Annotated in this window: 14 protein-coding genes; 6 read left to right on the forward strand and 8 right to left on the reverse strand. The window is 64.0% G+C overall.

What is annotated here, in order from left to right; genetic code table 11:
- The first annotated feature begins 54 nt into the window (after nucleotides 1-54).
- Both GJ695_RS16905 and GJ695_RS16910 read left to right on the forward strand, forming a co-directional pair.
- A complete protein-coding gene (locus GJ695_RS16905; RefSeq protein ID WP_154366710.1) occupies nucleotides 55-1,743 on the forward strand; it encodes a M14 family zinc carboxypeptidase in 1,689 nt (562 codons plus the stop codon).
- Nucleotides 1,744-1,822: 79 nt separating this feature from the next.
- Complete coding sequence (locus tag GJ695_RS16910; protein WP_154366712.1) at nucleotides 1,823-3,976, forward strand: FUSC family protein; 2,154 nt, start codon at nucleotides 1,823-1,825, stop codon at nucleotides 3,974-3,976.
- A gap of 4 nt (nucleotides 3,977-3,980) precedes the next feature.
- Here GJ695_RS16910 and GJ695_RS16915 read toward each other — a convergent pair whose 3' ends face one another.
- The gene (locus GJ695_RS16915) at nucleotides 3,981-4,871 is read right to left on the reverse strand and encodes a LysR family transcriptional regulator (RefSeq protein WP_154366715.1); all 891 of its coding nucleotides are present in this window, start codon (nucleotides 4,869-4,871) and stop codon (nucleotides 3,981-3,983) included.
- A gap of 102 nt (nucleotides 4,872-4,973) precedes the next feature.
- Here GJ695_RS16915 and GJ695_RS16920 point away from each other — a divergent pair, with 102 nt between their 5' ends.
- The 3 genes from GJ695_RS16920 to GJ695_RS16930 are packed head-to-tail and all read left to right on the forward strand — an operon-like array spanning nucleotide 4,974 to nucleotide 7,265.
- On the forward strand, nucleotides 4,974-5,837 hold the full coding sequence (locus tag GJ695_RS16920; protein WP_154366717.1) for an SDR family oxidoreductase: 864 nt from the start codon (nucleotides 4,974-4,976) through the stop codon (nucleotides 5,835-5,837).
- 10 nt (nucleotides 5,838-5,847) lie between these two features.
- Nucleotides 5,848-6,321: an AtaL-like protein gene (locus GJ695_RS16925; protein ID WP_154366719.1), complete on the forward strand. Its 474-nt coding sequence runs from the start codon at nucleotides 5,848-5,850 to the stop codon at nucleotides 6,319-6,321.
- A gap of 26 nt (nucleotides 6,322-6,347) precedes the next feature.
- Entirely contained in the window at nucleotides 6,348-7,265 is a 918-nt protein-coding gene (locus tag GJ695_RS16930) for an EamA family transporter (protein ID WP_154366721.1), read from the forward strand.
- Here GJ695_RS16930 and GJ695_RS16935 read toward each other — a convergent pair whose 3' ends face one another.
- Nucleotides 7,266-8,543, reverse strand: a complete 1,278-nt coding sequence (locus GJ695_RS16935) for a GGDEF domain-containing protein (protein ID WP_154366723.1) — start codon at nucleotides 8,541-8,543, stop codon at nucleotides 7,266-7,268.
- Nucleotides 8,544-8,737: 194 nt separating this feature from the next.
- Here GJ695_RS16935 and GJ695_RS16940 point away from each other — a divergent pair, with 194 nt between their 5' ends.
- A complete protein-coding gene (locus GJ695_RS16940) occupies nucleotides 8,738-8,962 on the forward strand; it encodes a hypothetical protein (RefSeq protein WP_154360211.1) in 225 nt (74 codons plus the stop codon).
- A gap of 201 nt (nucleotides 8,963-9,163) precedes the next feature.
- Here the strand turns inward: GJ695_RS16940 and GJ695_RS16945 are convergent, their stop codons facing one another.
- From GJ695_RS16945 to astB, 6 genes are all read right to left on the reverse strand, one after another.
- Nucleotides 9,164-10,627, reverse strand: coding sequence for an APC family permease (locus GJ695_RS16945; RefSeq protein ID WP_166455267.1), 1,464 nt, complete (start codon nucleotides 10,625-10,627; stop codon nucleotides 9,164-9,166).
- Between the two features lie 344 nt (nucleotides 10,628-10,971).
- On the reverse strand, nucleotides 10,972-11,475 hold the full coding sequence (locus GJ695_RS16950) for a DUF1993 domain-containing protein (protein ID WP_154366811.1): 504 nt from the start codon (nucleotides 11,473-11,475) through the stop codon (nucleotides 10,972-10,974).
- 90 nt (nucleotides 11,476-11,565) lie between these two features.
- Entirely contained in the window at nucleotides 11,566-12,114 is a 549-nt protein-coding gene (locus tag GJ695_RS16955; RefSeq protein ID WP_154366725.1) for an EF-hand domain-containing protein, read from the reverse strand.
- 88 nt (nucleotides 12,115-12,202) lie between these two features.
- Entirely contained in the window at nucleotides 12,203-13,204 is a 1,002-nt protein-coding gene (locus GJ695_RS16960; RefSeq protein WP_154366727.1) for a succinylglutamate desuccinylase, read from the reverse strand.
- Nucleotides 13,205-13,208: 4 nt separating this feature from the next.
- Nucleotides 13,209-17,921, reverse strand: a complete 4,713-nt coding sequence (locus tag GJ695_RS16965) for an NAD-glutamate dehydrogenase domain-containing protein (protein WP_154366729.1) — start codon at nucleotides 17,919-17,921, stop codon at nucleotides 13,209-13,211.
- Nucleotides 17,922-17,992: 71 nt separating this feature from the next.
- On the reverse strand, nucleotides 17,993-19,327 hold the full coding sequence (gene astB / locus GJ695_RS16970) for an N-succinylarginine dihydrolase (RefSeq protein WP_154366731.1): 1,335 nt from the start codon (nucleotides 19,325-19,327) through the stop codon (nucleotides 17,993-17,995).
- Nucleotide 19,328: the final 1 nt, after the last annotated feature.

Here is a 19,328-nt window from a genome sequence, read left to right on the forward strand (position 1 = left end):
GCACAATGATACAATTCTGCCCTCCTCCAAATTCCCGCTGAGATTCAGAAGACCATGCACGCAGACATGCCGACGCCTTACGAAAAAGGCAATCACAACCAAACCACCACGTGGAGCGAATGCATCGCTTTCTACGAAGAGCTGGCCCGGCGCTTCCCGCACGTGCTGCGCTTTGAGCAGATCGGCCTGTCCGACGGCGGCATCCCGGTACATGCCGGCGTGGTCAGCGCCGACGGCGTGCACGACCGCAGCCAGATCAAGGCCGAAGGCCGCACCGTCTTCTTCAACAACAACGGCATCCATCCGGGCGAACCGGAAGGCGTCGATGCCTGCATGGCCATCGTGCGCGACCTGTGCTTCGATCCGGCCAGGCTGGCCGCGCTGGGCAAGACCGTGCTGCTGTTCGTCCCGCTGTACAACGTCGATGGCGCACTGAACCGCGCCGACACCTCGCGCGTCAACCAGGACGGCCCGGAGCAGTTCGGCTTCCGCGGCAACAGCCGCCACCTCGACCTGAACCGCGACTTCATCAAGTGCGACACCTACAACGCCCAACTGTTCAACCAGCTGCTGACCAGCTGGGACCCGGACGTGATGGTGGACACCCACACCTCCAACGGCGCCGACTACCCGTACACCATGACGCTGATCCACACCCAGGCGGACAAGCTGGGCTACGGCCTCGGCCCCTTCCTGCGCGAGACCATGCTGCCGCACATCTACAAGGAAATGGACGCCAAGGGCTGGCCGACCTGCCCTTACGTCAATCCGGTGCAGGACACGCCGGACGACGGCATCGCCGAATTCCTCGAAGTGCCGCGCTTCTCGACCGGCTTCGCCGCCCTGCACCACGTGATCGGCTTCATGCCGGAGACGCATATGCTCAAGCCCTTCAAGGACCGCTACGACTCGATGCGCGCCCTGCTGGACGTGACCATGGACTTCACCATCCGGTACGGCGAACAAATCAAGCAGCTGCGCGCCGACGCCAAGCAGCAGGCCGCCAACGCCACCGACTGGACCGTCAACTGGAAGATGGACGAATCGAATCCATCGACCTTCCGCTTCAAGGGCTACGCCGCGCAGCGCAGCGCCAGCCTGCTGGGCAACTACCAACGCCTGTCCTACGACCGCAGCCAGCCGTGGGAAAAGGACATCGCCTACTACAACAGCTTTGTGCCGGCGGCCACCGTGCGTGCGCCGAAAGGCTACATCGTGCCGCAAGCCTGGCGCGAAGCCATCGAACGCCTGCAATGGAACGGCGTGGAGATGGCCCGCTTCGACGAAGCGCAGACGGTGGAAGCGCAGTACTATCACATCGCCTCCGTGACCTCGCGCAGCAACGCCTACGAAGGCCATATGTACCATGACGACGTGCAGCTGGAAGCGCGCACCGCCAGCTTCACCGTGCAGCCGGGCGACTACTTCATCCCGCTGAAGCAGGCCAACGCCCGCTACGCCGTCGAAACGCTGGAGCCGCAAGGCCACGACTCCTTCTTCCGCTGGGGATTCTTCAACAGCGTGCTGGAGAAAAAAGAAGCCTACTCCGATTACGTGTTTGAAGACCTCGCACTGGAAATGCTGGAAACCGAACCGGAACTGAAAGCGAAGTTCGAAGCATGGAAGACCGCCAATCCGGCGCTGCTGTCGGACCAGGATGCGGTGCTCGGCTTCATCTTCGCCCATGGCAAGCGCCATGCGGAACCGGAATGGCGCCGCTACCCGGTGCTGTCCGTCTTCTAAACAATTTAAAACCGCGTTACCACATGCGCATCCCGGCGATCCTGGGATGCGCATGCAAGCTGCCCACAAGGCCATAGCCATGCATTACGCACTCAATCTGCGCACCTTCTTCTACAGCCATTACTTTTATCTTGGCTTGCGTTTTGCCGCCGGCCTGGTTGGCGTCACGCTGATCACCCTTCAATTTGCCGACATGGCGGTCGCCATGACGGTCTGCATCGGCGCGCTGTGCACCGCGCTGATGGACATGCCCAGCCCTCTGCGCCACAAGTTCAACGAGATGAGCGCCTCGGTGTTGCTGTGCAGCGCCGTCACCCTGCTTATCAGCCTGTGTGCGCCGTATCACTGGCTGCTGATGACGATGCTGGTACTGGTCAGCTTTGCCGCCTGCATGATGGTGGTGTACGGCCGCAAGTCGATGCCGCTGCAACTGGCCACGCTGTTCATCATGACCATGTCGATGGAACACGACATGACCGTGCGCGAGTCCTTCGTCCACACCGGCCTGTTCACGCTCGGCGCAGTGGCCTACCTGGCTTATGCGATGGGCATCTCGTGGATACTGCGCCACCGCATCAAACAGCAGGTGCTGGCGGAGGCGCTGTTCGAACTGGCGGCCTACATCGACATCAAGGCCGACTTCTACGATGCGCGCCACAACCTCACCGAACAATTCAACAAGCTGATACGCCACCAAAGCCTGCTGGCCGACCGCCAGCAAGCCTCGCGCGACCTGATCTTGCGCGCCCACAACAACGCCCGTGACGCCATCGTGGTGCAGGTCCACGTCTGCATGCTGGACCTGTATGAGTTGATCCTCTCCACCCACACCGATTACGCGCTGCTGCGCACCCACCTGGCCGATTCGCCGGTGATGCAGACGCTGCACGACCTGGCCTACAAAGCCGCGCGCGATATCGAATCGGTGGCCTACGACGTCACGCGCAAGAAGTCCTCGTATCCGGAGATCAGCTACGATCCGGAGATGGCCGCCATCGAGGCGGAACTGGCGGCGATCCAGCAGCGCATCGACCAGGGCAAGCCGCAGCACGAAGCACTGGCGGTGCTGCGCGCGCAGCGCAACAAGATCCGCGCCATCATCAAGATGATCGGCGAACTGCACCAGGCCAGCCAGAAGGCCTACGACACCACCCCGTTCTGGGTCGACGCCGACATGGGTCCGTTCCTGTCGCAGCAGAAGTACGAGTTCCGCATGATCCTGTCGCACCTGCGCCTGGACTCGCCGATCTTCCGCTTCTCGCTGCGGGTGGCGATGGCGATTTCGGTCGGCCTGGCGGTGGCGGCGATCCTGCCGTATGCGGCGCACAGCTACTGGATCGTGCTGACGATTGTGATCATCCTCAAGCCCAGCTTCAGCATGACCAAGCAGCGCCGCAGCGACCGCATCATCGGCACCATCATCGGCTGCGTGATCACGGCGCTGATCATCAAGTTCCTCAACTACCCGGCGCTGATCCTCTGCATCCTGGTGCTGGCGACGGTGGCCACGCCCACCTTCATCTACCTGCGCTACCGCTATGCGGCGATCGCGGTGTCGATCATGATCCTGCTGCAGATGCACCTGATCGCCCCCGGCAACCAGGACCTGATCACGGAACGGCTGATCGATACCTTCATCGGCGCGGCGGTGGCGACGGCGTTCAGCTTCGTGCTGGCGAACTGGGAATATCAAAGCCTGCCGCGCCTGGTGCGCGAAGTGCTGGACGTGAACCTGCGCTACATGCAGGCCAGCTTCGATCTGCTGCAAGGCAAAGGCAGCGACGATTTCGCCTACCGCATCGAACGCAAGCGCCTGATGGACAGCCTGGCCGCGCTGAGTTCCGCGCTGGTGCGCATGCTGGATGAGCCGGCGCGCAAGCAGCGCGCGGTGGAGGACATCAACCTGTTCATCGTGCAGAACTACCTGCTGGTGGCGCACGTGGCGGCGCTGCGCGCGATCCTGCGTCGGCATGTGAAGGAGCTGCCGGCCGAACCGGTGAACGCCATGCTGACCGAAAGCCACGATCAGGTGGTGGAGGTGCTGACGCGCGCACTCGCGCCGGGCAAGGCCGAGATCGAGCCGGTCATGGTGCCGATGGCGCCGATGTCCCAGGACGGCAATGCCGTGCCATGGTCCGGCTGGCCGCTGGTCCAGCGCCGCATCCGCCTGTTGCAGGCGGACGCCGTCAAGATCATCGTCCACCGCGAAGCCATCCTGCGCGACCTGGCGTAGGCAATCAATCGAGATAGGCCGCCAGTTCCTCCGGCGCGCCTTTCGGAAACGCCTCCTTCAGATACGCGAGAAACGCCGACACGCGCGCGCTGAGCAGGCGCCGCGATGGATACAGCGCCCACAGCGCAATCTCCGGCCCTTCCACATCGCCCCAATGCACCAGCGCGCCGGCAGCCAGGTCATGGCTGACCAGCGACACCGGCAGACATGCGGCGCCAACGCCCGCGCGCACCGCATCCCGCACCATGATCAGCGACGACAGCGACAGTACCGGATCGAACGCGATGTCCTGCACGCTGTCCGCCGCGCGCACGCGCCACGCGCCGGCCGCATTGCCGGCGCCGCGCACCACCGCTGGCACCGCGGCGCCATCCGCCGGCCGCGTAAGCGACGGGCCGGCCACCACCACCATGCGGTCGCGCAGCAGGATGCGTCCCACCAGATTGGCATCCGCAGCCGGATTGACGCGGATGACCAGGTCATAGCCTTCCTCGACCATGTCCACGCTGCGGTCTTCCGTCGTCACCTCCAACCGCACGGCCGGATAGCGCAGCGCGAAGCCGGCGGCCAGCTTGCCCATCGCCGTCTGCGAAAACAGCAGCGGCGCGCTGACGCGCAACCTGCCGTGCGGCGTGCCGCCACCCAGCGCGATTTCCGTCGCCGCCGAATCGATCTCCGACAGCAGCGCGCCGGTGCGCTCGTATAGCGCCTGCCCTTCCTGCGTCAGCTTGAGGGCCCGCGCGCCGCGCTCGAACAGGCGCAGACCGAGGCTGCTTTCCAGTTCAGCCACGCGGCGCGACAAGGTGGCCTTGGGCCGATCGGACGCGCGCGCCGCCTTGCCGAAGCCGCCATGGCGGGCAACCAGGTTGAAATCAGCCAATGCAAGCAAATCCATGTGTTCCACCCGTGAGACAGTAAGTCCAAATATACCATCTATCGAACCGCCGCTGGAATACCTACCATGGGAACCATCATCAACCACAAACGGAGAACTTCCATGACTATCCTCGTAACCGGCGCCACCGGTAAAGTTGGCACCCAAGTGATCGAACAACTCGTCAAACGCGGCGCCGACGTGCGCGCACTGGTGCGCAATCCCGCCAGCGTCAGCCTCCCCGCCGGTGTCAGCGTCGCCCAGGGCGACCTGCTCGATCCGGACTCGCTGCGCGGCGCGCTGTCCGGCGTTTCCACGCTGTTCCTGCTCAACGCCGTCGCGCCCGACGAATTCACGCAGGCGCTGATCGCGCTGAACGTCGCCAGGGAAGCCGGCGTCAAGCATGTGGTCTACCTGTCGGTGATCCACAGCGACCTGTATGTCAACGTGCCGCACTTCGCCGGCAAATACGGCGTCGAACGCATGATCGAGCAGATGGGCTTCAGCGCCACCATCCTGCGTCCCGCCTACTTCATGGACAACGATCTGACCATCAAGGACGTGGTGCTTGGCTACGGCGTCTACCCGATGCCGGTCGGCGACAAGGGCCTGGCCATGATCGACGTGGGTGACATCGGCGAAATCGCCGCGCTGGAACTGATCCGCCGCAACCAGTCCGCCACGCCGCTGCCGCTGGAGCGCATCAACCTGGTCGGGCCCGACACGCTAACCGGCGCCGACATCGCTGCCGCATGGTCGTCGGTGCTGGCCCGGCCGATCGCCTACGGCGGCGGCGACACCGCCGCCTTCGAACAAAACCTGCGCAACTTCATGCCCTGCTGGATGGCCTACGACATGCGCCTGATGGGCGAACGCTTCCTCACCGACGGCATGATTCCCGACGCCGGCGACGTGGAGCGCCTGACCGCGCTGCTGGGCCGTCCGCTGCGCGCCTACCGTGACTTTGCCGCTGCCATCGCAGCTTGAGGAGAACGTCATGATCTATGCAACCGCCACCGTTCCAGTCAATCCCGAAAGAGAAGCGCCATTGACGCGTGCCCAGGTCTGGCGCGGCCTGGTGCTCAAGGCCCGCGACGCCCGTCTGTTCCTGCCGCCCGGACTGTGCACCCGCTCCGACGTGGTGGAGCAAAGCGCCACCCACATCGTGCGCGAAGCCACCATCTCCGGCGATGATCTGCGCGAGATCATCAGCTTCGAGGCGGAGAACAAGGTGTCCTTCTTCCAGGCTTCCGGCCCGCGCGAAGGCGTCATCATCAATGAGTTGTTCGAGGATGAGGCAGGCGTGCTGCAACTGCGCTTCTACTGCTACCTGGGCCTGCGCGGCAAGCAGCCGGGAGGCGCCGAGGAGCAGGCGGAGCAGGTCTGGATGAGCGGCGACAAGGGCTACAAGACCGCCCTGCTGTCCACGCTGAAGCGCACGCGGGAATTGCTCGCCGCCGGCAAGCTTTAAGGCACGCAAGCTGATACCATGAGGCGATGAAAACATCGCCTTCCGCCTTCAGCACGCGCGACCTCATCTCCGCGCTCATCGTTGTCATCATCTGGGGCACCAACTTCGTCGCCATGAAAGTCGGGCTGCGCAACCTGACGCCGTTCCAGATGGGCGCTGCGCGCTACGTCTTTGCCATCCTGCCGCTGATCCTCTTCGTGCGCCCGCCCAAGCTGGCGCCGAAGTGGGTGATCGCTTACGGCATGAGCCAGGGCGTGGGCCAGTTCGGGCTGTTGTTCCTGTCGCTGAAGGTCGGCATGTCCGCTTCGCTGGCCTCGGTGATTTTGCAGACGCAGGTGTTCTTCACCGCCATCTTCGGCTTCATGCTGCTGAAGGAGCACGCTAGCCGCGCGCTCATCACCGGCCTGCTGCTGGCGGCGCTGGGACTGGCCTGCTTCGGCGCCAGTTCGCTGCAATCGGTCAGCAGCAGCGACATCACGCCCGCCGGTTTCGTGCTGTGCCTGGTCGGCGCGGCCATGTGGGCGGTGTCGAATATCGTCGTGCGCCGCGCGCAGAAGGAGACGCCGGACTTCGACGTCATCAGCTTCATCGTGTGGTGCGGCGCCGTGCCGGTCGTGCCCTTCATGCTGCTGTCGCTGGCCTTCGACGATCCGGCCACGCGCTGGCAGTGGCTCGGCGCACCATTCATCACCTGGGTCGCGGTCGCCTACGTCGGCTGGATCTCCACCATCATCGGCTACGCGATGTGGACCCGGCTGCTCAAGCGCCATCCGGTCAATCGCGTGGCGCCGTTCAGCCTCGGCGTGCCGGTGGTCGGCATCGCGTCCGGCATGCTGGCCCTCGGCGACGTCATCACCGCCTGGCAGTGGGCCGGCGTGCTGCTGATCGTCTGCTCGCTGGTGTGCACCATGTTCGGCGGCCGCTGGCTGGACCGCCAGCGCTGATCAAGCGGCGAAGCAGATGCGGTTGCGGCCCGTCTCCTTGGCGCGGTACAGCAGCGCATCGGCCTTCTGCAGCATCGCCTCCGCCGTGCCGGAGGCGACGTCGGCGCACACGCCCATGCTGATCGTCACCTTCAACTCCGGATGCAACTGGTGCCAGGGGAAGGATTCGATCAGCGCGCGCAGCTTGTCGCACAGCGCCGCCGCCTGCGGCAGCTCGGTTTCCGGCAGCGCCATGACGAACTCCTCGCCGCCGTAGCGCGCCACCAGATCGCTCAGGCGCATGTGGCTGCGCAGGATTTCGCCGATCTGACGCAGCACGGCGTCGTCGGTGGCGTGCGAGAACTGGTCGTTGATGCGCTTGAAGAAGTCGATATCGCCGATCACCACACTCATGGGCCGCTTGTGGCGCGCCGCGTGGCTAAACAGCGTGCAGGCCTGCTCGTCGAAGTGGCGGCGGTTATGCAGCTTGGTCAGCGCATCGCGCACGCTCAACTCCCGCATCTGCTCCGTCTGTGCCAGGATGGTCTGGTGAGACGCGTTCAACTCCTCGTGGGTGCGGGCCAGCCGCTCGCTCATGGCGTTGAAGGCGACGGCCAGTTCCGCCACTTCGTCCTTGCCCTCCACCGGCACGCGTTGCAGCAGCGAGCCGCCATGCATGGCGCGCACGGCGCCGGTCAGATGCCCCAGGCTGCGGCCCAGTTCACGGCTCAGCAGCACGCCGAGCGCCAGCGCCAGCAGCGCGGCCACGCTGCCGCCGAACCACAGCGCCTCGCGCATGGCGGCCAGATACTGCTGCTCCTCCCGGCTTGGCGTAATCACGCCTTCCGGCGACACATAGGCGGCGATGCGGCCGGCCACCATCACCGGTCGCGCATCCTTGCGGGCGGCGTCCGGCAGCGGCTCGCCGGAGCGATACACGCCGGCGCCCAGCAACACGCGGAAGTCGGCGTCCGCCAGGATGAAATGGAATGGCGGCTCGCCGCGGCGCTCCGGCGGCGGACGGCGATCCTCGCCGGGCTGCGGCGGCGGTGGCCGGTCGCCCGGATGCGGCCGCACGGCCATGAACGCATCGAAACCTTGCTTGCCGGGGCTGGCCTGCCAACTGCCGTAGGGTTTCAGGTAATCGGTAACGGCCGCATGAAAATGTTCCGCCGCCTGCTCGCGCCGGATGCCGTCCACCCGCTTGGTCATGCCGGCGTAGGCCAGAACGCCTACCATCGCCACCGCCGCCAGTCCGGTCAACAGCAACGCCAGCATGAATTTTGTGCGCAAGGACATTCCGGCTCCAAAAGATTATTGCTATATGGACAGCAATGATAGCAGTTTCACGTTGCCCCTCAGCAGCACTTTTTCATAGTTAGAACGCAGAGTTATATAGATTTCTTATGGCTGAAATCATAAATCTAAAGTTTTCTTATTACTGAAAGCGGCGCATACTGCAACGCAACAAACGAATATTTATGGAGCTTCCGATGAGCGCAACGACTTTTACCCAATCTGCTGATACTGGCTACTTCACCAATGTTGCCAACGCTGTACGTCAGCTGTTCGCTGCGGTGTTCGCCGTAGAACAGCCGGCTGTGTCGCAGCGCAACAAAGAAGAAACCATCTGGTGGCTGAACAGCCTCGCGAATGACTGCGAGCGCCACTCCCCTAACCTGTCTGCCGAGCTGCGTTTCTTCGCATCGCGCGGTTAATCGAATTTACTTTACGGAGAATACTATGCTGACCATCATCGAAAACCTGCCTGCTGCAATCGCTCTGTCCGGCCTGGTGCTGCGCCTGTACCTGGGCAACAAGCCAGAAACCAACGAAGAGTAAGCTGCACACTTACCGAGCAAAATGGCAAAAAGCCCCGGCACGCGCAAGCGGCCGGGGCTTTTTAACGTCTACAGCAATTACTGACGATTGAGACGCGAATTGCGCATGCTGTACAGGAAGTACGTCAGCACCGTGGCGGTAATCCAGATGCCGAAGATGGTGTAGGTCGTCATCGACAGGCCAAACATCAGGTACAGGCAGGCGGCGATGCTCAGGCCCGGCACCAGATACGGGCCGCCCGGCACGCGGAAGCCCTTCACCGCCGACGGGCCAGCCTTGCGGCGCATCACCGGCACCGCCACCGACACCACGCTGAACGCCGTCAGCGTGCCCATGCTGACCATATCCCACAGGAAGGTCGCATCGACAAAGCCGGCCACCAGGCCCACCACGATGCAGACGATCAGCGTGTTCTGCACCGGCGAGCCGGTGCGCGGGCTGACCTTCTGGAACACCGGCGAAATCAGGCCGTCCTTGGAAATCGCGTACAGGATGCGGGTCTGCCCGTAGATCGTCACCAGCGTCACGCTGAACACGGAAATCACCGCGCCCGCCGCCAGCACCAGCGCCGGCCAGGTCTGGCCGGTGACGTTTTGCAGGATCACGGCAAGGCCGGCTTCCTGGCCGGCGAACTTGGCGGCAGGCTGCGCGCCCATCGCGGCCACGGCCACCAGCATGTAGAACACGGTAACGATGCCCAGCGCGGCCAGAATGCCGATCGGCACGTTGCGGGTCGGATTGCGCACTTCTTCGCCGGCCGTGGCCACGGTGTCCAGGCCGATGAAGGAGAAGAACACGGTCGCCGCCGCCGCCGTCACGCCGGCCATGCCGGTGTAATGCGTGCCGCCGTCCGGGCTGAAGAACGGATGGAAGTTATTGATGTCGAAACCGCTGAAGGCGATCACCACGAAGAAGACCAGGATCGCCAGCTTGATCATCACCATGATGGCGTTGGTGGTGGCTGATTCCTTGGCGCCACGGATCAGCAGCAAGCAGCACAGGCACACCAGGATGATCGGCGGCAGGTTGATGTGGCCGCCATGCACCTCGATGCCGGTAGCCGTCGAAACAATGGTCGGCGAGCGCAGCATCTCGGGGATGTGCCAGCCGATCGCGTTGTTCAGGAAGTTGTTCAGGTAGTCCGACCAGCCGATCGCCACCGCGCTGGCGGCAAGGCCATATTCCAGCAGCAGGCAGGCGGCCATGATGAAGGCCAGGAATTCCCCGACGGTGGCGTAGGCAAACGAATAGGACGAGCCGGAGGCCGGAATGCGGAACGACAGTTCGGCGTAACACAGCGCGGTCAGGCCGGCGGTGATGGCGGCGATCAGGAAGGACAGGATCACGGACGGGCCGGCCTTGGGTACGGCCTCCACCATCGTGAAGAAAATGCCGGTGCCGATGGTGGCGCCGACACCGATCATGGTCAGGGGGAACAGGCCTACAGAGCGGTGCAAACTGTTGCTGCTTGAAGCGTCTTCTGCGTTTTGATGGGCGACCAGCTTGGTACGGGTCAGTTTCTGGACCAGCGTTTGGTTCACAGGCTATCCTTGTGGGAAATGATGTACGGGCAAAAACACAGCGATTATAGGGCCTTCGCCGCCGTCATCCTAAAGGTATTTTGTGCCACAAATACAACTTTGCCCCTTATCCCATATGGCCTGCGTTACAAGTGCTTACTTTTGATACAGCGGCGTGTATAGATTGCAAATAGGCCACAGGTTACCCTTGAGGCAAGTGTTACTCAAAGCCAAGAAGGAGAGCCAGCCATGCCGATTCAAAAGATTCCAACTGTATCCCGCCGCATCCATCCAGCGTACGTGACTGGCGCCGCCATGATCGTGGTCGGCCTGGCCATTACCCTGACCGCCCTGATCGTCCGCGCTTAAACGTAGCCCAGATAATCACGCTTGCCGATCGCGACGCCCTGGTTACGCAGGATGTCGTGAGCGGTGGTGACGTGGAAGAAGAAATTGGGCAGCGCGAACGTCAGCAGATAGCTTTGACCGGTGAACGCCGGGAAGCCGCCGAAATTCAGATTGATGGCGCGGTCCTCATTGCCATCCAGTTGCGCGGCGGTCACGCTTTCCAGGTAGGCGATGGTATTGGCGATGCGTTCCTGCAGCTGATCGAATGACGTTTCGTTGTCTTCGAACTTGGGCGCCGCCACGCCGCTGAGGCGCTCCACCGACATCTTCGACGTATCGCTGGCGCGCTGCACCTGCGCCGACAGCGGCAACATATCATCGGCCAGCCGCGCCGAAATCAGCGCATCCGGCACCGAGCCATGCTGCTCGACATGCGCCTCCGCCTTCTTCAGCAACGCCGACAACACCTTCAACCCGCGCACAAACACGGGCACCGTCAGTTCATACATCGATAGCGCCATCATCAGCTCCTTGGAAAACTGTGAGTGTAGCGCAAGGGGGAATGACGTGCAGACGGCCGCGCGGGAACACGCGGCCGCGATAGTAGGCGCTTAGGCCATGGCGTCGATGTTGGTGCCGAGTTGGGCGCTGCTGGTGCTGCTGTTGGCGGCGGCCTTGGCGGCTTGGGCCATGTCGTAGACCAGCTGTTCCTGTTGAGTCACGGTGCCGTCTTCGTTCTTGTCGGCCGCTTCGTAGGTTTTGGTGGCGCTGCTGCTGGTGCTCGCGCCGCCTGCTCCACCGGCGCCTTTGGCACCGCCCGCACCACCGGCGCCACTGACGCCTTGCGCGCCGCCTTCGCCGCCGCCTTGCGGACGTGGTGGTTTGAAGTCGCCGCTCTTGATCGCCGAGGTCAGGTCATCCTTGGTGATCGAGCCATTGCCTTGTTTGTCGATGGCGTCGAACTGCTTGGTCGCATCATCGCTCGACACGCCTTTGGATTCCAGGCCTTTGACAAATTCGTCCTTGCTGATGGAACCGTCGGTGTCGGTATCCATGTCGTCGAACATCTTGGTCGCCAGGCGCGCCGCGCCTTTGGCTGGATCGAAGGTCGGGGCGCTGGTCGTGGTGGCGCTGCTCGTGCTGCCGATTGCTGTGCTCATGGTTCTTACTCCGTAGTTAAGGACACTATCCTGTTAACGAACCAAACCATGTATCCATAACCCCACACAGTGTAAAGAGGGGTAAAGATCAATCTGCACGCACCACCATCAAGCCCGCGCGCAGGCCCACCCGCACATCGGGATTCGGGAACACCACCAGCTCCTCCGGATACTGCACGGTGTAGACCGTATCGCCATCGCGCGCAATCTCCTCCCCCTGTTTCATGGCGGTGAAGTTATGCGTCTCTTTACCAAACGCCATCTGGAACTGGTCGCTCAACTTGATGATCTGTCGCGCCGTGTTGAAGATGTGCGGCCGCTGCGCGCCTTCGCGCCTGGCCGCGCCGCGCAGCAAATCGTCCAGCGCCTGCGACGCGTCCTTGAACTGCGCCAGGTCGTTCTGACCCAGCGTGCCGATGCGGCCCAGTTCTATCGTGGTGCCGGCCGCCGCGTGATGCTCGGCCGAGTAGTAGCTGTAGGTGCCGACCGATGCCGGATTCATAATGATGGCGCCGATGCCGGCAAGCCCCAGCCAATCAATCAACTGCGCGCGCGCCGCATCGGGTATCAACTCCGGCACGATGGCAAACGTCGGATACACGGACGGACGAATCGCCGTGTGCAGATCGAGATGCCAACGCTGCGGCCCAGCATCCTTGAAGAACGCGGTGGTGGCCGCGATCATCACATCCGCGCGTGCCGCTTCGGCAGTGCCTTCCAGCGTGCCGCGCTGCGCACGGAACATGCGGTTCAGGTCCGCATCGATGAAACGCTTGCCGGCGCGGATCGCACCGATATTGCCGACGCAAAGCATCAGGTCCACCGCCAGCGCGGAAGGCTGATGCGACAAGGCGTCCAGCAGATAAGCCACGACTTCGATCGGCCCCGTCTCGTCGCCATGCACGCCGACCGAGATCAGCACCGCCGGCCGCGATGCGCCGCGCACGCCGGCGGCGGTGATCGTAATGATCCCATCCGCCGGTTCGGCGACCGCAAAGCCGGCTGTCGTGAAGCGCTGCGCGACGGCGCTGAAATCCGCCTCCGCGAGCGCGCGCACGGCTTGTGGCAAAGCTGACGGCAAATCGCTCATCGTCTTACGCCGCCAATGCCGTGGCGCTGGCGTTGACCGCTTCGGACAAGGCCCACACGTCCAGCATCGCCTGTTCCAGATCCGTCGCCAGCGAGTAGCCCGACAGACCCAGCGTGTTGGCGACCACCTCCACCGCCTCCAGCGCCGAATGATCGCCGGTGGCATGCTTCAGCACCTGCGACAGCAAGCGTTGCTGCGTGCGGCGCAGCGCGTTCTGCGCGTAGCTGCGCAGCTGTTCCTGCGAACGACTGGTGGCCGGCAGCTTCAGGCCGCGTTCCAGCGTATCGATGCCGACCTGCGTGCGCAGTGCCAGGCCAACCTGCAGGAACGCCGGCAAGTCCATGTCCGCCGGACGCGATACCGACAGCGCCGCAAACACAAACGCCGCCACCGCCTCGATCGCATCGACCGCCATCCAGGCGTGCACAAACTCCACCGGCAGGCCGGCGGTCAGTTCCGCTTCCGACTGGCCGCTGGCAGGCGTCAGCTGTGCCAGCGTTTCCGGATTGCCGAACAGGCCGGTCAACTCGCCCACGCCATTGCGCAGCTGATCGGCAGGCACCGACAGCGCGCCCTCGATGACCGCCTTCTGCAGCACGCGGCTGTGCGCATCGACCTTGATCGAGGCAGCACGCGGCACTTTCAACGCATCGGCATCGAGCGCGTTGTACACCGGCGCCAGATTCAGCGCGGACCATGCCTGGCCCCACGCCAGGATCACATCCGCTTCATCGACGCCGTGTTCGCCGGCCAGCTGGCGCAGCATCAGCGGACCGCAGCGGTTCACCGATTCGTTCGCCAGCACGGTCGCCAGGATGGCGTTGGCCAGCGGGTGCGCCAGCGCAGGACGGGTTGCCACCAGCAGATCCGGGAAGTATGGCTTCAGCATCGATTCAGCCCAGCTGTTTTCGGTCAGCGGCAGCGCCGACAAAATGCGCTTGTAGCGGTTCTTCACGTTGGCGATGACCACCGCCAGTTCCGGCGTGGTCAGGCCGCGGCCGTCGGCCTTGCGTCGCGCCAGTTCAGCCACCGACGGCAGCTGCTCCAGTTCACGCGACAGCGCGCCCTCTTCCTCCAGCGACGCGATCAGCGCCGCATAGCCATCCTGCACTTCGGCGTCGGTCTGCGCCTGCAGTTCGCGCACCAGCAGCTGCGTTTGCAGCGTGTTGTCGCGCAAGACCAGGCGTTCGATGTCGTCGGTCATGTCATTCAGCGTGCGGTTACGGTCCGCTTCGCTCAACTGGCCGGCGTTCATTTCCACGTCCAGCCACATCTTCGCGTTCACTTCGTGGTCCGAGCAATCCACGCCGGCCGAGTTGTCGATCGCATCGGTGAAGATGCGGCCGCCGGACAGCGCGAACTCGATACGGCCGGCCTGCGTCGCCCCCAGGTTGCCGCCCTCGGTCACCACCTTGCAGCGCAGCTGGTTGCCGTCCACGCGGATATTGTCGTTGGCGCGGTCCTTCACCTGCGCATGGGTCTCGGTCGAGGCCTTGATGTAGGTGCCGATGCCGCCGTTGTAGAACAGGTCCACCGGCGCCAGCAGAATGCGGTGCATCAGTTCTTCCGGCGGCAGCGCGCTTTCCTCGATATCCAGCACGGCGCGGATTTCAGGCGACAGCTCGATCAAACGCGCGCTGCGCGGGAACACGCCGCCGCCTTGCGAGATCAGTGCCTTGTTGTAGTCTTCCCACGAGGAGCGCGGCAGCGCGAACATGCGCTCGCGTTCCACGAACGAGACCTCCATGTCCGGATTCGGATCAAGGAAGATATGACGGTGATCGAACGCCGCCACGATCTTCAGTTTGCGCGACAACAGTGCGCCGTTGCCGAACACGTCGCCCGACATATCGCCCACGCCCACCATGGTGACCGGCGACACGTGGATGTCGTGATCCATTTCGTAGAAGTGGCGCTTGACCGCTTCGAACGCACCCTTGGCGGTGATGCCCATCTTCTTGTGGTCGTAACCGTTCGAACCGCCCGACGCGAACGCGTCGCCCAGCCAGAAGCCGCGCTGCACGGCGATGCCGTTGGCGATGTCGGAGAAGGTCGCGGTGCCCTTGTCGGCCGCCACCACCAGGTAAGGATCGTTAGGATCGTAGACCACGGTATCGGCCGGCGGCACGATGTTGCCCAGCACGCGGTTGTCGGTCACTTCCAGCAGGCTGGCGATGAACAGGCGGTAGACTGCTTCGCCTTCCGCCGCGATGGTTTCGCGCACGGCGTCCTTCGGCATCTGCTTGCAGACGAAGCCGCCCTTGGCGCCGGCCGGTACGATGACGGCGTTCTTCACCATCTGCGCCTTCACCAGGCCCAGGACTTCGGTGCGGTAGTCTTCCATGCGGTCCGACCAGCGCAAGCCGCCGCGCGCCACAGGGCCGCCGCGCAGGTGCACGCCTTCGAAGCGGCGCGAGAACACAAAGATTTCGCGGAACGGACGCGGCTCCGGCACCAGCAGCAGATTGCTGGTATCGAATTTGAAGATGATCTTGTCGCCCTGCTGATCGTTCTGGAAGTAGTTGGTGCGCAGCGTGGCGCTGATCAGCGTCGCCATCGCGCCCAGCACTTCCTCGCTGTCGGCGTGGTTGATGGCCGGCAGGCGGCTCTTGATGTCGGCAACCTTGTCCAGTGCGGCGGCGCGGGTGGCGTCGTCGTTCGATGGATCGAAGCGTTGCAGGAAGGCGTCCACCAGTTCCTTGACGATGACCGGCTGCTTGCGCAGCGTCTCGGCCATGTAGCGTACCGAGAAGCGCGGGCTGGCCTGGCGCCAGTAGCTCATGTAGGCGCGCACCAGCTGCACTTCGCGCACGCTCAGGCCACCTTCGACCACCAGGCCGTTCAGGCGGCCGTCTTCGGCGGCGTCGTTGAACAGCGCGGCGAACAGCTCTTCCGCCACCGGCACGATTTCCGGCTTGGCCAGCTTGGCCGCGCTTTCCGCATCCACCGACAGGCTGGTGACGTAGTGACGCTCGCCGTTCACGCGCAGCGAGTGCGCCTGTTCGCGGTCGATGGTCACGCCGGCGTTATGCAGCGCCGGCAGGATGGTCGACAGCGACGGCACGCGGTCGACCGAGTACAGGCGAATCGTGGTATGGCCGTTGTCGGCTTCCACGCGCACGTTCACGCGCGACGGATCGGGATTGCGCAGGATCGCGCCCAGATCGTGGAAGGCGGCGGACGGCGTGGTGGTGGCGACGTAATCGGTCGGCAGCATGGCGCACATCTTGCGCAGGCTGGCGCGCAGCGGAACGTCGGCCACGGCGTCGGCCAGCACGGAGAATTTGTCGTGCCAACCGTCCATCACCGCCAGCAGCGGTTGCTGGATATCGGTTTCCAGATCCAGCGGATAGCGCGCGCCGTGGGCGATCAGGTAGACGCGGGCCAGCGGACCGTCGGCCACCAGCGTTTGCGAGCTGACGTGCTGCGCGCCGGAGCTGGCTTGCAGCGCCTTGGCCAGGGCCGATGCGACGCTTGCGCTGTAACGCTCGCGCGGCAGGTAGACCAGCACATTCAGGTGACGCGCATAAACGTCGCGGCGGGCGAACACCTTGGCGCGCGGCTGCTTGTACAGCGAGACCACGGCGCCGCAGACTTCGGCCAGCCATTCAGGGTCCGCTTCCAGCGCTTCGGTGCGCGGCAGCGATTCGAGGATCTCGACGAACTTCTCGGCGCGGAAGCCTTCCTGGCGCACGCCAGCGATGCTCAGCACGCGCGCCACGCGGCCGCGCGCGAACGGCAGGCGGTTCAGCGGCGTCGAGGTGGCGGCGCGGGTGAACAGGCCGACGAAGCAGTATTCACCGAGGATCGCGCCTTGCGCGTCGGTGCGGCGGATGCCGATGAAGTCCAGCTGCTGGTCGCGGTGCAGCGTGCCTTCCACGTCGGCCTTGACGATGGACAGGCTATGGCCACGCTTGGACAGCGTATCGAAATCGCCAGGGATGTTGGCCAGACAGGTGCCGTACACCGGATGCGAGGTATCCTGCAGCACGCCGATGCGGCTCGGGATATCGCGTTCCAGTTCGCGCACGCCCGGCTTGACGGCGTAGTAGGCGTAGCCGAACGGCTCGAAGCCTTCGGTCTTGGCCCACTCCAGGAAAGCGGCGACCTCCTTGCCTTCTTCGCCATGCGCCGCGGCTTCGGCGCCGATGCGGCTGAAGTGTTCCAGCATGGCGGCGCGGTCGCGGCGCACCACGGCGGCGTCGCGCGACACCATCTCGATGCGTTCCACCAGCATGCCGATTTCGGCTTCCGGCAAATCCTCGGTCAGCAGCACCAGCACGTAGGATTCCAGCTTGGCGCCGGCTTCGCCGACGGCGGTCACCGCGCCATCCGCATCTCGCGTCACCGGCAGCACGGCGTTCAGCACACCGTTGGCGGTGACACGCAGTTTGCGCATCGCCATCACGATGGAGTCCACCAGATACGGCATGTCGTCATTCAGGATCAGCAGCGCGGTGGCCATGCCGCCGCGACCATCGGCGTAGCGCAGCCTGGCGATCTGCGCGCCGCTGCCGCGACGCAGCGCGGTCTGCGTGAAGCCACCCCACAATACCGGCGCCAGACTGTCGGGCGCGGTGCCGGCCAGATCGTCGTCGTCCAGTGAGTTCAACCAGGCGGCGATCAGCGCGGCAACCTGGCTATCGTCGCCAGGCGACTTGCTTGCATTGACCAGGTCCAGCGCCTGTTTGCGCAGGTCTTGTGGGGTTTGTTTCATCTTCGCTTCTCCAATACGTTATAGGTATTTGTGTTGCAAAACGCCGCGCCGGCTTGTGGCTGCGCGGTTAGTTAATCGTAGAGTCCCGGCAGGCCCAGAATGCTGCTCAACTCTTCCAGCGCATTATGCACTTCTATTGCCAGTTGCGGGTCTGCCAAATCGGCAGGTTCCAGGCGGTCGCGATAGTGCTTTTCCACCCACGCCACCAGCGTGTGATACAGCGCCTCGGTCATCACCACGCCCTGGTGCATGGCCGCCGCTTCGGCATCGGTCAGCGCCACGCGCAGGCGCAGGCACGCCGGGCCACCGCCGTTGCGCATCGACTGGCGCAGGTCGAAGTGGATCAGCTCATCAATCACGCTGCCGCCGGCCACCAGGCCATCCAGATAGGATGCCACGGATGCGACTTCCTGGCATTCCTGCGGAATCACCAGTGCCATCTTGCCATTGTCCTTGCTCAGCAGCTGGCTGTTGAACAGATAACTCGCCACCGCATCGGCCACCGGCACCTTGGCGGTATCGACGCGGATCGCGTTCAGATCCGCGCCCACACCGGCCATCGCGCGGCGCAGCTGATCGAGCGCACCGGCTTCGTCGGCGAACGCCTGTTCGTGGTAGAACAGGGTATTGGCATTACCTACCGCGATCACGTCGTTGTGGAACACGCCCTGGTCGATGACGTCGGGGTTCTGCTGGATGTAGACGGTGCGTTCGGCCGACAGGCCGTGCAGTCGGGCCACGGCTTGCGATGCTTCCAAGGTCTGGCGCGCCGGGTATTTTTTCGGCGCGCTTGCGGAGGCGTCGAACTCGGTGCGGCCGTAGACGAACATCTCGACGCCGGCGCTGCCGTGGTCCTTGCACAAACGCGTGTGATTGGCCGCGCCTTCATCGCCGAAAGCCGGCGTGCCAGGCAGCGCATCGTGCACGGCGAAGTGCTTCGCGTCCTTGAAGATGGCGCGCAACGCGCGGGACGATTGTTCATGCTCGAAAGCGCGGTGCAGCTTGTTGTTCAGATTAGCGGCGGTGAAGTGCAGGCGGCCGTCCGCGCTGTCGGCCGATGGGCTGACAGTGGCCGCATTCGCGGTCCACATCGGCGACGCCGACCAGGCGCACGCCAGGATCACCGGCGATTCTTTCGCAGCCTTGGCCAGCACCTCGGCATCCGTGCCGGTAAAGCCGATGCTGCGCAACAGGCGGAAATTCGGACGGTCCTGCGGCGGCAGCAGCGCCTGGCCGAAGCCGCGTGCCGCCAGCGCGCGCATCTTGGCCAGGCCTTGCAGCGCGGCCAGCTTGGGATTGGATGCGCTCTTGACGTTGCTGAACGACGCCACATTACCGAAGGACAGGCCGGCGTAGTTGTGCGATGGGCCGACGAGACCGTCGAAGTTGAATTCGCGTGCTGACATG

This window comes from Duganella alba (genome assembly GCF_009674495.1).
In the GTDB taxonomy this organism is placed as follows: Bacteria; Pseudomonadota; Gammaproteobacteria; order Burkholderiales; family Burkholderiaceae_D; genus Rugamonas; species Rugamonas alba.